General features: G+C 70.8%; 8 protein-coding genes and 1 tRNA gene. 2 read left to right on the plus strand and 7 right to left on the minus strand.

Annotated elements, in window-relative coordinates; genetic code table 11:
• Window positions 1-5: 5 nt before the first annotated feature.
• Window positions 6-764 carry a glycosyltransferase gene (locus K7G59_RS10620; RefSeq protein WP_225832658.1) on the plus strand — a complete coding sequence of 253 codons (759 nt, stop codon included), beginning with the start codon at window positions 6-8 and terminating at the stop codon, window positions 762-764.
• On the opposite strand, the gene K7G59_RS10625 is transcribed toward K7G59_RS10620, so the two are convergent.
• Window positions 754-1,008, minus strand: coding sequence for a ferredoxin (locus K7G59_RS10625; RefSeq protein ID WP_374114209.1), 255 nt, complete (start codon window positions 1,006-1,008; stop codon window positions 754-756). The genes K7G59_RS10620 and K7G59_RS10625 overlap by 11 nt on opposite strands.
• 701 nt (window positions 1,009-1,709) lie before the next feature.
• Here K7G59_RS10625 and K7G59_RS10630 point away from each other — a divergent pair.
• Entirely contained in the window at window positions 1,710-5,924 is a 4,215-nt protein-coding gene (locus K7G59_RS10630) for a WD40 repeat domain-containing protein (RefSeq protein ID WP_225832661.1), read from the plus strand.
• A 277-nt stretch (window positions 5,925-6,201) separates the two neighbouring features.
• On the opposite strand, the gene K7G59_RS10635 is transcribed toward K7G59_RS10630, so the two are convergent.
• The 6 genes from K7G59_RS10635 to recF all read right to left on the minus strand — a co-directional run bounded on the left by K7G59_RS10635 (window position 6,202) and on the right by recF (window position 13,935).
• Window positions 6,202-6,275: transfer RNA gene (locus tag K7G59_RS10635), tRNA-Ile, on the minus strand.
• Window positions 6,276-6,362: 87 nt separating this feature from the next.
• Window positions 6,363-7,106 (minus strand): DUF3566 domain-containing protein, encoded by a 744-nt coding sequence (locus K7G59_RS10640; protein WP_225832663.1) that lies wholly within the window; start codon window positions 7,104-7,106, stop codon window positions 6,363-6,365.
• 18 nt (window positions 7,107-7,124) lie between these two features.
• Window positions 7,125-9,722 (minus strand): DNA gyrase subunit A, encoded by a 2,598-nt coding sequence (gene gyrA, locus K7G59_RS10645; protein ID WP_225832665.1) that lies wholly within the window; start codon window positions 9,720-9,722, stop codon window positions 7,125-7,127.
• A 42-nt stretch (window positions 9,723-9,764) separates the two neighbouring features.
• The gene (gene gyrB / locus K7G59_RS10650) at window positions 9,765-11,846 is read right to left on the minus strand and encodes a DNA topoisomerase (ATP-hydrolyzing) subunit B (protein WP_308295011.1); all 2,082 of its coding nucleotides are present in this window, start codon (window positions 11,844-11,846) and stop codon (window positions 9,765-9,767) included.
• A gap of 431 nt (window positions 11,847-12,277) precedes the next feature.
• Window positions 12,278-12,817 (minus strand): DUF721 domain-containing protein, encoded by a 540-nt coding sequence (locus tag K7G59_RS10655; RefSeq protein WP_225832668.1) that lies wholly within the window; start codon window positions 12,815-12,817, stop codon window positions 12,278-12,280.
• Complete coding sequence (gene recF / locus K7G59_RS10660; protein WP_225832671.1) at window positions 12,814-13,935, minus strand: DNA replication/repair protein RecF; 1,122 nt, start codon at window positions 13,933-13,935, stop codon at window positions 12,814-12,816. The genes K7G59_RS10655 and recF overlap by 4 nt, the downstream gene beginning before the upstream one ends.
• Window positions 13,936-13,971 lie beyond the last annotated feature (36 nt).

Consider the following 13,971-nt stretch of genomic DNA (forward strand, 5'->3'; position numbering starts at 1 on the left):
CCGCCGTGACCCGGCGCATCACCGTTGTCACCGCTGTCCACGGCCCGTCCGCCGGCTTCCTGCCGGAGGCCTACGAGTCACTGCGCGAGCAGTGGCTCGCGGACGGCTGGGACTGGGAGTGGGTGATCCAGGAGGACGGCAGCACGGACGCGGTCCGCCCGTACGTACCGGCGGACGAGCGGGTGACCTTCCGCCAGGGCCGGCCGGGCGGCCCCGGGGTGGCCCGGACGATCGCGCTGGCGCACGCCGGGGGCGAGTACGTGAAGGTCCTGGACGCCGACGACCAGCTCGCGCCGGGCACGCTCGCCCGGGACCTGGCCGCGCTGGAGGCGGACCGCACGATCGGCTGGACGACGTCCCGGGTCCTCGACCTGCTGCCGGACGGTTCGACCGCCGGCTTTCCTGGCGATCCGGACGAGGGCCCCGTCGAGCGCGGTGCCGTGCTCTCCTTCTGGAAGGAGAACGGGTTCCGCGCCCAGGTCCACCCGGCGACCCTGTGCGTCCGCCGGGACCTGCTGACCGCCCTGGGCGGCTGGATGGCCTTGCCCGCCTCGGAGGACACCGGGCTGCTGCTGGCGCTGAACGCGGTGAGCCGTGGCTGGTTCTCGGCGGAGGTCGGTCTGCTGTACCGCAAGTGGGAAGGGCAGGTGACCGGCCAGGCCTCCCACACCGACCCCGCCGAACGCACCGCCCGCATGGCGGTGGCGGAAGCCAGGGCCCGGGCACTGGCGAGCTTCCACTGGCGCTATCCGGTCACTCCATGAGTGCGATGGCGATGGCCTGCGAGGGGCACTTCTCCGCCGCTTCCCGCACCCGTGGATCGTCACCGGTCTCCTGCCTGCCGGGCCGGACGACGCCGTAGCCGTCCTCGAACGCGAACACGGACGGAGCCCGGTGCGCGCACTCGGCGGAGCCGTAACACAGCTCCCGGTCAACGGAGACCTTGATACGCCCGTCCGGCATGGCTCCGTCCCGCAGCTGTCCGTCCGCCAGATGTCCGTCCCGCATGGGTCCCTCCCCGTCGGCTCGGTGCCTTCCAGGACGTGACTGCCCTGCGGACCACGCGCTGAACCGATCCCCCTGGTTCGGCGGAGCGGTTCCGGGGTGCTGGTGCGCACTGGCGCCCGGGACGTCGAAGCGACGCCAGTCGCCGCCCCTTGGCCCCCGCAGAGCGACGTCTCCACGGCACACACCCCTTCTCACCCCGTGGTGGGACGGCAGACGGCGCGTATGGCGGCTGGTGGTCCGTCAGGTTTCCAGGGCTGCGCGGCACGGAGGCCGGAGGCAGCGGTACGGAAGGCCGAGAACGGCGACGCGGGTGCCGGAGGACGCTCGTGAAGACCCCTGTCCGTCCGGCACCGGTCCCTCCCCACGCGGGGACCGGTACCGGACGGTACGGGGCAGTCGGCTCATGCCAAGTCGGCGATTCGACACGAGCCGAACGAATTGCGGGTCAAGTGAGCCGCGTCACGCTTTCGACGGATGTTGACCGAGAACCTTCGGCGCCATGAGCTGCCTCTCCGAGCGCTGGGCCGGTGGCCTGTCCGGACGGTGCGTGAGCGGTCTCCTAGTGCGCCGAAATCCTGCCACCTGTTTTCGCCACCGAGGAGATTCCGGTGTCCGGTCATGGGCTAATCCGCAGGTCAGCCGTATAAGGTGAGTTTTCCGGTCCGGACGTCAGATGCACGGGGGAAGTAAGGGGTGGGGCCTTGAGTTCCGACTCAGGGGCACGCACAGCTTTCGCCGAGCGCCTCGCGCTGCTCTACAAGGAGGCCGGGAATCCGCCCCTGAAGAGCGTGTCCGAGGGAGTCGTCCGGCTACAGCGGGTCGACGAGCGCGGGCGCCCCGTCCGCGTGTCCGCCCAGCGCATCAGCGACTGGCGGCGGGCCAAGAACGTACCCGCGCAGTTCACCGCCCTCGCAGCGGTCCTGCACATCCTGATCCCCGAGGCGCGGCGCGCGCGGCCGGTACCGGTCTCCACCGGCCTGTACGACCTGGCGCACTGGCAGCGGTTGTGGGAACGCGCGGTGTCCGACCCGGTCGGCGAGCGCACCGCGACGCCCTCGGCGCAGACCCCGGCGGCATCCGCCCAGGACCCGCCCGTCACCGGCGGCGTGTGCCCGTACCGGGGTCTGGCGCCGTACCGCTGGGAGGACGCCCGCTGGTTCTTCGGCCGGGAGCGGAGCACCGACGCCCTCGTCGCCCAGCTCCGCGCCGCCGAGAAGACGGGCGGGCTGGTGATGCTGGTGGGCGCCTCGGGCGCCGGTAAGTCGTCCCTGCTGAACGCCGGCCTCGTGCCGGCGATACGCGACGGCGCTCTGACGGACCGCGGCGGCGGTGTGGCACCGCCGGGACCGGACCCGTCCGACCGCCCGCCCACGCACCCCACGCACCCCACGCACCCCAGGCACCCCACGCACCTCACCACCCCGACCGCCCCCACCTCCTCGGCCTCTCCGGCCATCCCCACCTCCTCCACCACCTCCTCGGCCGCGTCCTCCGCCGATCCCGCCGACCGCCCGGGCGCCGTCCTCCAACTGGTCCCCGGCGCCGATCCGCTGGCCGAGCTGACCCGGTGCATACCCGAACTGGCCCCCGTCGCCGAGCGCGCACAGAAGGCCGAACGGCTAGCCGCGGACAACCCGGCGGCGCCGGGTGCCCACAGCCCGGAAACCGGGCGTGCGGTGCGGGCGGCCATGCTGGAGTGGGCGCGCCGTGAGGCGCCCGCGGACGCGCGTCCGGTCGTCATCGTCGACCAGTTCGAAGAGACGTTCACCCTCTGCGCCGACGATGCGGACCGGCGTACCTTCATCCAGCTCCTGCACGCGGCCTGCACCGCCCACGCCCCATCCGGCGAGGCCGCGCCCGCGCTGGTGGTCCTCGGTGTCCGCGCCGACTTCTACGAGCAGTGCCTGCGCCATCCCGAACTCGCCGACGCGCTCCAGCACCGGCACATGGTGCTCGGCCCGCTGACCGCCGCGGAGCTGCGCGAAGCGGTGATCGGGCCGGCCAAGGCCGTCGGGCTGGAGCTGGAGCCGGGGCTGGCCGAGCTGATCGTCCGCGAGGTCAGCGCCGACGGGCCGCGCGGGGCGCACGACGCGGGGGTGCTCCCACTGCTGTCGCATGCCCTGCTCGCCACCTGGCAGCGCCGCAAGGCGGGCAGGCTGACGCTGGCCGGATACCGCGCGGCCGGCGGCATCCAGGGCGCGGTGGCGGCGACCGCCGAACACGCCTGGTCCGGCCTGGACCCGGCCGCCCGTGAGGCCGCCCGGCTGCTCCTGCTGCGGCTGGTCCGGCTCGGTGAGGACACCCAGGCAACGCGCAGGCGCGGGACGCGGCGCCAGCTGGCGTCGGAGTCCACCGACCCCCGCAAGACGGAACAGTCGCTCGAAGCGCTGGTGCGCGCCCGGCTGGTGACGCTGGACGCGGACACCGTGGAGATCACCCACGAGGCGCTGCTGCACGCCTGGCCGCGGCTGCGCCACTGGATAGACGACGGCCGCAACGACCACCTGCTGCGCCAGCGCCTGGAGGAGGATGGCCGGTCCTGGGAGGACTCGGGCCGCGACAGCTCGCTGCTCTACCGCGGCTCCCGGCTGGAGCAGGCCCGCAGCTGGGCCGGCTCGGCCGGTGACACGTATCTGACGCGCGGGGCGGTGGAGTTCCTGGCCGCCTCGGTACGGCTGCGCAGGCGCACCGTGTGGATCAGCCGGGGCGCGGTGGCGGTCGTGATGGTCCTCGCCGTGCTCGCGGCGGGCTCGGCGGTGCTCGCCTGGCGGCAGCGGGACGACGCCGTGTTCGAGCAGGTGCTCGCCGAGGCGGACCGGGTGCAGCACACGGACCCGTCGCTGGCCGCCCAGCTCGACCTGGTGGCGCACCGGCTGCGCCCGCACGACGAGGGCACCGCCAGCAGGCTGCTGTCGATCGTGAACGCGTCGCTGGCCACGCCCCTGCTGGGCCACACCGGCGCGGTCTACCTCACCTCCTTCAGCCCCGACGGCCGCACCCTGGCCACGGCCAGCTACGACCGGACCGTACGGCTGTGGAACGTGGCCGACCCGAGCCGCCCCAGGCCGCTCGGAAAGCCCCTGACCGGCCACACGAGCTGGGTGTCCAGCGCGGTTTTCAGCCCGGACGGGCACACCCTCGCCAGCGCCGGCGACGACGGCATGATCCGGCTGTGGGACGTCCGTTCCCCCGCACGGGCCGCCCTGCTCGGGCAGCCCCTGACCAGCCACACCGGCACGATCTACCTGGTCGCGTTCAGCCCGGACGGGCACACGCTGGCCTCCGTCAGCGAGGACCGCACGGTCCGGCTGTGGAACGTCACCGACCCGGCCCGGCCGACGGCGCTCGGCGTGCTGCGCGGCTCCTCGGCCGCGATGCGCTGTGTCGCTTTCAGCCCCGACGGGCGCACGCTCGCGGCGAGTGGCGACGACCAGACGATCCGGCTGTGGGACCTGTCCGATCCGCGCCGCCCGAAGCGACTGCCCAGGGAGTTGAGGGGCCACACGGACCTCGTGCATTCGCTGGCTTTCAGCCCGGACGGCCGCACCCTCGCCTCCGGCAGCGCGGACGACACCATCCGCCTGTGGAACGTCACCGACCCGGCGCACGCGGCGCCGATCGGCGGCCCGCTGACCGGCCACACCGGCCCGATCTGGTCCGTGGCCTTCAGTCCGCGCGGCGGCATGCTCGCCGCGGCCAGCGCGGACAGCACGGCCAGCCTGTGGAACGTCAGCGACCCGGCGGCCGCGTCGCAGGTCGGCGAGCCGCTCTCGGGCAGCAGCGGCGAGATGTACGCCCTGGGGTTCAGCCCGGACGGCCGTACCCTCGCCACCGGCAGCGGGGACAGCAAGGTCCGTCTGTGGTCGTTGCCGACGTCGGACATGGTCGGCCGCGGCGGAGCGTTCCGCCGGGACGGGAAGGTGCTCGCCACGGCCGCGCGCGACGGCCGGATCCGGCTGTGGAAGGTGACCGCCCCCGGGCGGCCCGTACTGCTGGGAGAACCGTTCATGCGCGCGGACGGCGGCCAGCGTTCCATGGTGTTCTCCCCCGACGGCCACACCCTCGCCGTCCTCACGGGCAACCGCTCGGTGTACCTGTGGAACGTCGTCGACCCGGTCCGTCCCAGGCCGCTGGGGCGTCCCCTCACCCTGCGCACGCGCTTCATGGGCCCGGACGCGCTGGCCTACAGCCCGGACGGCCGCACCCTGGCCACCGCCTACGACGACCGCACCATCCGTCTGTGGAACGTGACGGACCCGGCCCGCGTCGCACCGCTCGGACGGCCGCTCACCGGCCACCGTGGCTATATCAACGCCCTCGCCTTCAGCCCGGACGGGCACACGCTCGCCTCCGGCAGCGCGGACAGCACCGTCCGTCTGTGGAACGTGACGGACCCGGCCCGCGTCGCACCGCTCGGACGGCCGCTCACCCAGCACTCCGGGCCCGTCAACACGCTGGCCTTCAGCCCGGACGGACACACCCTGGCCTCCGGCAGCGACGACGACACGGTCCGGCTGTGGGACGTCTCCGCCCCCGGCACGACGACCCTGCTGGGCGCTCCCCTCACCGGCCACACCGAGGCGGTGACCTCGCTGACCTTCAGCGCGCACGGCGACACCCTGGCCAGCGGCGGCGACGACAACACGGTCCGGCTGTGGAACGTGGTCCAGCCCTCCCGGGCCACGCCCATCGGCCAGTCGATGAGCCCGAACGCCAAGACCGGCACGTTCCTGGCCTTCAGCCCGGCCAGGAACGTGCTCGGGGTCTCGAGCGGCACCGACACGGTCCGCCTGTGGAGCCTGGACACCGAGCAGGCGATCCGCCACATCTGCGCGGTCACCCCGGGCGTCCTGAGCCGGCAGAAGTGGCACGAGTACCTGCCGCGCCTGTCCTACGACCCACCGTGCGACGACTGAGAAACGACTGAGGAAGAGGGACGGACAGCCCGGACAGGGGACGAGCGGCCGATGAGCCGTAGGTGATCGGCCAAGAATTCTGAATTTCGACCGAGCCGGCCCCATGCCTGAGGCAACCTTGTTACCCTTGGCCATAGCCCGATCGCTGGTGCATCCCCCGTCGCCAGCGGTCGGGCCTTTTTTTCTGGGTGAGGGCCTCGGCCTGCCTCAGCGGCCTGACGTGCACGGGAAACGCCGTAGACCCCCAGCCCTTGTGGACTGGGGGTCTCCGTATCGGTGGGGCTAACAGGATTTGAACCTGTGGCCTCATCCTTATCAGGGATGCGCTCTAACCAACTGAGCTATAGCCCCGCCGCGCTTTGCGGTGTGTCCCGCGCGCTGACTCCTGAAGATTAGCGCACGACTGCCGCAGTCCCAAAATCGGTTGTCGGGGGACCGTCACTCGTCCTCGGCCAGGGTCAGCTCCACGCCGCCCACGAAGCCAGCCGACAGGTTGTAGATGAACGCGCCGAGGGTCGCGAGCGCCGTCGCGAGGACGACGTCGATGACCGCGATGATCGTCGTGAAGATCAGGACGTGGGGAAGCGAGAGGAACGCCTGGAGGTCGAAGCCGTTCGACTCGTTGGAGCCGGTCGCCTCGGAGATCGTCCCGCCGACCGTCGAGAAGACGCCCATCGCGTCCATGACCATCCACAGCACCGCCGAGGCGACGATCGTGCAGATGCCGAGCGCGATGGACAGCAGGAAGCTGACCTTCATCACCGACCACGGGTCGGCCTTGGCCACGCGCAGCCGCGCCTTGCGGACGCGCGGCGCGGTGCGCGCGCCGGTGCGCGGCCGGCGTACGGCCTCGGCGGGCGCCTGCGCCGAATAGGCCTGCGGCGGGTGGTACGGCCCGGCAGGCTGCTCCTGTCGCCGCTCTCCGGGCAGCGGCGACACCGGCCGCCCTTCGGCCGCGGCCGCGCCCGGCTGGGCCTGCGGGCCTCGGGTGTCCGTCACGGTTCCCCCCTGTGATCCGTGCGCCTCGGACGAGGAGGAGCCGGCCTGACCCCGGTCCGCTTCGACCTTGCGCAGCTGAGTCGTGTGCGAATCCGTCGCACGCGCGGCGGAGCCACGGCCGCCGCCGTTCGTTTCCGTACCCGTGGGGGTACCGGCCGATCCGGCGCCCGTGGCTCCGCTCACGATGACTCTCTCCTCGTGCTACTCGGCCGAGGGCGCCTCACCCTCGTCCATGCCGGTGGCCGCGGCCCCCTCGGCGGACTCGTCGACGGGCTCCTCGCCGTCGACCTCCTCCGCCTCACGCCCGGCCTCGGCGTTACGTGCGATACCGACCACGGCATCGCGCTTGCCCAGGTTGATCAGTTGGACGCCCATGGTGTCACGGCCCGTCTCCCTGACCTCGCTGACTCGCGTACGAATCACACCGCCGGACAGCGTGATCGCGAGGATCTCGTCGCTCTCCTCGACAATCAGCGCACCGACGAGCGAACCCCGGTCCTCCACGATCTTGGCAGCCTTGATGCCGAGGCCGCCGCGGCCCTGGACGCGGTACTCGTCGACGGCGGTCCGCTTCGCGTACCCACCGTCGGTGGCAGTGAACACGAACGTACCGGGTCGCACGACATTCATCGAGAGCAGTTCGTCGCCCTCGCGGAAACTCATGCCCTTCACACCGGACGTGGCGCGGCCCATCGGGCGCAGGGTGTCGTCGGAGGCGGTGAACCGGATCGACTGCGCCTTCTTGCTGATCAGCAGCAGGTCGTCGTCCGCCGAGACGAGTTCGGCGCCGATCAGCTCGTCGTCCAGGCCGTCCTCCCGCTCGCGCAGGTTGATGGCGATGACACCGCCGGAGCGCGGGGAGTCGTAGTCCTTCAGCGGTGTCTTCTTCACCAGACCGGACTTGGTGGCCAGCACCAGGTAGGGCGCCGCCTCGTAGTCGCGGATCGCGAGGATCTCGGCGATCGCCTCGTCCGGCTGGAAGGCCAGCAGGTTCGCCACGTGCTGCCCGCGCGCGTCCCGCCCGGCCTCGGGCAGTTCGTACGCCTTCGCCCGGTACACCCGGCCCTTGTTGGTGAAGAACAGCAGCCAGTGGTGCGTGGTGGAGACGAAGAAGTGGTCGACGATGTCGTCTTCCTTCAGCTTCGTGCCGCGCACGCCCTTGCCGCCGCGCTTCTGCGCCCGGTAGTCGTCCGTCTTCGTCCGCTTGACGTAGCCGCCACGCGTGACGGTGACGACGATGTCCTCCTCGGCGATCAGGTCCTCGATGGACATGTCGCCCTCGTACGGGATCAGCTTGGTCTTGCGGTCGTCGCCGTACTTCTCGACGATCGCCGCCAGCTCCTCGCTGACGATCCCGCGCTGACGGACCGGCGAGGCGAGGATCTCGTTGTACTCGTTGATCTTGGCCTGGAGTTCGTCGTGCTCCTGGACGATCTTCTGGCGCTCCAGGGCGGCCAGACGGCGCAGCTGCATCTCGAGGATGGCGTTGGCCTGGATCTCGTCGATCTCGAGGAGGTCCATCAGGCCGCTGCGCGCGATCTCGACGGTCTCGCTGCGCCGGATCAGCGCGATGACCTCGTCGATGGCGTCCAGGGCCTTCAGCAGACCGCGCAGGATGTGCGCACGCTCCTCGGCCTTGCGCAGCCGGAACCGGGTCCGGCGGACGATGACCTCGATCTGGTGCGTCACCCAGTGGCGGATGAACGCGTCCAGGGACAGCGTGCGCGGCACGCCGTCGACCAGCGCCAGCATGTTGGCGCCGAAGTTCGTCTGCAGGTCGGTGTGCTTGTAGAGGTTGTTCAGGACGACCTTGGCGACCGCGTCCCGCTTGAGGACGATGACGAGGCGCTGGCCGGTCCGGGACGAGGTCTCGTCCCGGACGTCCGCGATGCCGCCGATCTTCCCGTCCTTCACCAGGTCGGCGATCTTCTGTGCCAGGTTGTCCGGGTTCACCTGGTACGGCAGCTCGGTGACCACCAGGCACTGGCGGTTCTGGATCTCCTCGACCTCGACCACCGCGCGCATCGTGATGGAGCCGCGACCGGTGCGGTACGCCTCCTCGATGCCCTTGCGGCCGACGACGAGCGCGCCGGTCGGGAAATCGGGGCCCTTGATGCGCTCCATGAGCGCGTCCAGCAGTTCCTCGTGCGACGCCTCGGGGTTCTCCAGGTACCACTGGGCGCCGGCCGCGACCTCACGCAGGTTGTGCGGCGGGATGTTGGTCGCCATGCCGACCGCGATACCGGCCGAGCCGTTGATCAGCAGGTTCGGGAAGCGGGCCGGCAGGACGGTCGGCTCCTGAGAGCGGCCGTCGTAGTTGTCCGTGAAGTCGACGGTCTCCTCGTCGATGTCACGGACCATCTCCATCGACAGCGGCGCCAGCTTGCACTCGGTGTAGCGCATGGCCGCCGCCGGGTCGTTGCCCGGAGAGCCGAAGTTGCCGTTGGAGTCCACCAGCGGCATCCGCATCGCCCACGGCTGCGCGAGGCGCACCAGGGCGTCGTAGATCGAGGAGTCGCCGTGCGGGTGGTAGTTGCCCATGACGTCGCCGACGACACGGGCGCACTTGTAGAAGCCGCGCTCGGGGCGGTAGCCGCCGTCGTACATCGCGTACAGCACACGGCGGTGGACGGGCTTGAGGCCGTCCCGGACGTCGGGCAGCGCACGCGAGACGATGACGGACATCGCGTAGTCGAGGTACGAGCGCTGCATCTCCGTCTCGAGCCCGACGGGCTCGACGCGCAGAGTGATCTCGCCGCCCTCGGTCTCGGGAGTTTGCGGGGTGTTCTCGTCGGCCATTGCTGGTGAAGATCCTTCCTGGTGCGGTCAGCCGAGACCGACTCAGATGTCGAGGAAGCGGACGTCCTTGGCGTTGCGCTGGATGAACTGGCGACGGGCCTCGACGTCCTCGCCCATCAGGACCGAGAACAGGTCGTCGGCCTGGGCGGCGTCGTCCAGGGTGACCTGACCGAGGACGCGGTGCTCCTGGTCCATCGTGGTCACACGCAGCTCCTCGGCGTTCATCTCGCCCAGACCCTTGAAGCGCTGGATCGAGTCCTCCCGGATGCGCTTGCCGCGCTGGCGGCCCATCTCGATCAGCGCGTCGCGCTCGCGGTCCGAGTACGCGTACTCGATGTCGTCCCGGCCCCACTTGATCTTGTACAGCGGAGGACGGGAGAGGTACACGTGCCCGGCCTCGACCAGCGGCCGCATGAAGCGGAACAGGAAGGTGAGCAACAGGGTGCTGATGTGCTGGCCGTCGACGTCGGCGTCCGCCATCAGGATGATCTTGTGATAGCGGAGCTTCTCGATGTCGAAGTCCTCGTGCACACCGGTGCCGAAGGCGGAGATCAGCGCCTGGATCTCCTGGTTCTGCAGGATCTTGTCGATCCTGGCCTTCTCGACGTTGAGGATCTTGCCGCGGATCGGGAGGATCGCCTGGTACTGCGGATTGCGACCGGACTTGGCCGAGCCGCCGGCGGAGTCACCCTCGACGATGAAGATCTCGCACTTGGTGGGGTCGTTCGACTGGCAGTCGGACAGCTTGCCCGGCAGGGACGCCGACTCCAGCAGACCCTTGCGGCGGGTCAGGTCGCGCGCCTTACGGGCCGCCACACGCGCGGTGGCCGCCTGGATGCCCTTGCGGACGATGTCCGCGGCCTCGTTCGGGTTGCGGTCCAGCCAGTCGTTGAGGTGTTCGTAGACCGCCTTCTGCACGAAGGTCTTGGCCTCCGTGTTGCCCAGCTTGGTCTTCGTCTGCCCCTCGAACTGCGGCTCGCTCAGCTTGACCGAGATGATCGCGGTCAGACCCTCACGGATGTCGTCACCGGTGAGGTTGTCGTCCTTCTCGCGCAGCAGCTTCTTGTCGCGCGCGTACTTGTTGATCAGGCTGGTGAGGGCCGCCCGGAAGCCCTCCTCGTGCGTACCGCCCTCATGGGTGTGGATGATGTTCGCGAAGGAGTACACGCCCTCGCTGTAGCCGCTGTTCCACTGCATCGCGACCTCGAGGGACAGGCTCTTGTCCTTGTCCTCGGCCTCCAGGTCGATCACCGTGGGGTTGACGGCCTCCCCCTTGCGGGAGTTGAGGTACTTCACGAAGTCGACGATGCCGCCCTCGTAGTGGTACGTGACCGACTTGACCTCGGCGCTCTCGTCCGCGCCCGCCTCGTCCGCGCCGCTGGTGGCCTTCGCCGACTCGCGCTCGTCGGTGAGTTTGATCGTCAAACCCTTGTTGAGGAACGCCATCTCCTGGAAACGCCGCGACAGCGTCTCGAAGGAGTACTCGGTGGTCTCGAAGATCTCCGGGTCGGCCCAGAAGGTCACCGACGTGCCGGTCTCCTCCGTCGCCTCGTGCTGGACGAGCGGGGCGGTCGGGACGCCCATCTTGTAGTCCTGCGTCCAGCGGTGCCCGTCGGTCTTCACCTCGACGGCGACCTTCGTGGACAGCGCGTTGACGACGGACACACCCACGCCGTGCAGACCGCCGGAGACGGCGTAACCGCCGCCGCCGAACTTGCCGCCCGCGTGCAGCACGGTCAGCACGACCTCGAGCGCCGGCTTGCCCTCGGAGGGGACGATGCCCACGGGGATGCCACGGCCGTTGTCGACCACGCGCACGCCGCCGTCGGCGAGGATCGTCACGTCGATCGTGTCCGCGTACCCGGCCAGTGCCTCGTCGACCGAGTTGTCGACGACCTCGTACACCAGGTGGTGCAGACCGCGCTCGCCCGTGGAGCCGATGTACATGCCGGGCCGCTTGCGGACCGCGTCCAGCCCTTCGAGCACGGTGATGGCGCTGGCGTCGTAGGAGGCGGAGCCTGCGCCGGAGTCTGCGGCCCCGCCGTTCACGCCGGCGTCGGTGGTCGGGATGTTCTCGTTGGGGTTGCCGGAATCGGCCACGAAGCGCCCTTTCTGGCACAGCACGAGCCGGGCTCCTGAGGGCGCTCCCTCTGGGGAGGGTTGCCGGAGCGGCTGCGGCATGTTGCGTTGGTCAGCCTTGAATCAGCGTTGCTCAGCTTTTCCCGGGCGGTCCCCACGATTGGGGCGGGATTACGTTTCAGTCTACCGGTAGCGCTGACAGTGATGGGGGTTTGCCGGTACCTGAGTCCCCATGTGCCGCCCTCAACCGGTCTCGGCCGGGTCCCGATATGCGGAAGGGGGCTTCAAGCGGCTCACAGCGGCACTCAGCGCTTCGGGCCGTCAACCCTTTGCTACCGACGGGTCAGATGGTGATCCGTACCTGTGTGCGGTGGTACGAGGGGTGCTCCGACGAGGGTGCCGACCGGTCCGACGCAAAGCCCGAGACGTGAGGTACGTCACGCGCGCCGACCTCCGGTTCAGCACCGGCCAGTCTGTCAGCCGTAGGTGTCGCCGGGCCCCGTGCTGCCCGGAGCGCGCAGCGGGCCGTAGCGGCGGGCCGGGCCGCCGGGCCCCTGGACCTTCAGCAGCCGGACCGTGCCGTGGCCGAGGTCCTCGTTGAGCCGGGCGACCAGCGTCGGCGCGAGCAGCCGCAACTGGGTCGCCCAGGCCGTGGAGTCACAGCCCACCGTCAGGACGCGCTCGTCCTCGTCGTAGCGCTGCGGCACGCAGTGCTTGGCCAGGTCCTCCCCGACGATCTGCGGCCAGCGGCCCATGACCCCGCCCACCGCGGCCGGGGTCTCCCAGCCGCGCTCGGTGATCAGCCGGTTGATCGCCGAGCCGAGCGCCATCGGGTCGCGGCCGTCGGCGCGCGCACCAGAGCGCAGACCGCCACCGCGCCGGGCCTGCTTCTTCTGCCGTGCCGCGTCCCCGCGCGCGCGTGCCTGCTCCTTCGCGGCGCGCAACGCCACGCGCGCGAGGTCGACGCCGGAGGGTTCGGGCCTCTTCTTGGGGGCGTCGGGCTTGTCACTGCTCATACGCGCTCCACCGTCCCGCCGGCCACCGCGTACCGGGCGCCGGCCAGCACATGGGGTACGTCGTCGTCCACGGCGGCGGTGACCAGCACCTGTTCACCGGGCGCGACCAGCTCGGCCAGCCGTTCCCGACGCCGGGCGTCCAGCTCGGCGAAGACGTCGTCCAGGACCAGCACCGGCTCGTTGCCCTCCGCGCGCAGCAGTTCGTAGGAGGCCAGGCGCAGGGCGAGGGCGTAGGACCAGGACTCGCCGTGGGAGGCATAGCCCTTGGCGGGCAGCTGACCGAGTTTGAGAACCAGATCGTCCCGATGGGGTCCCACGAGGGTGACACCCCGCTCGATCTCCTGTTTGCGCGCCTGGGTCAGGGCCGCCATCAGCTGGGCGTGGAGATCCTCGCGTGTGTGCGCCTCACCGGGCGCGGACGGCTTGTACTCCAGGGCGACGGGGCCGCCGCCGGGGGCCAGCTGCTCGTAGGCCTTGTCGGCCAGCGGCTGGAGCGCGGCGATCAGGTCCAGGCGCCGGCCGAGCAGTTCGGCGCCCGCGTGCGCGAGGTGCTGGTCCCACACGTCGAGGGTCGACAGGTCCATGGAGCGCCCGCCGTGCCGCCGTGCGAGGGCGGCGGTCTTCAGAAGCGTGTTCCGCTGCTTGAGCACCCGCTCGTAGTCCGAGCGCACGCCCGCCATGCGCGGGGAGCGGGCGGTGATCAGCTCGTCGAGGAAGCGCCGCCGCTCACCGGGGTCGCCCTTGACCAGCGCGAGGTCCTCGGGCGCGAACAGCACCGTCCGTACGATCCCCAGCACGTCCCTCGGTCTGACCTGCGAGGACCGGTTGATGCGGGCGCGGTTCGCCCTGCCGGGGTTCAGCTCCAGCTCGACCAGCTGCTGCCGCTCGCCCTGCCTGACCTGCGCCCGGATCACAGCGCGGTCGGCGCCCATGCGGACCAGGGGGGCGTCGGAGGAGACGCGGTGGCTGCCGAGTGTGGCCAGGTAGCCGACCGCCTCGACCAGGTTGGTCTTGCCCTGGCCGTTCGGGCCGACGAAGGCGGTGACGCCCGGGTCCAGCGGGACCTCGACCCGGGCGTACGAGCGGAAGTCGGCCAGCGAAAGATGCGTGACGTGCATGGTCGTTCGCCGACCTCCCCCAGAGTGGTGATGGCT

Origin of the sequence: Streptomyces sp. NK08204 (assembly GCF_020400585.1) — a bacterium.
Classification (GTDB): Bacteria; Actinomycetota; Actinomycetes; order Streptomycetales; family Streptomycetaceae; genus Streptomyces.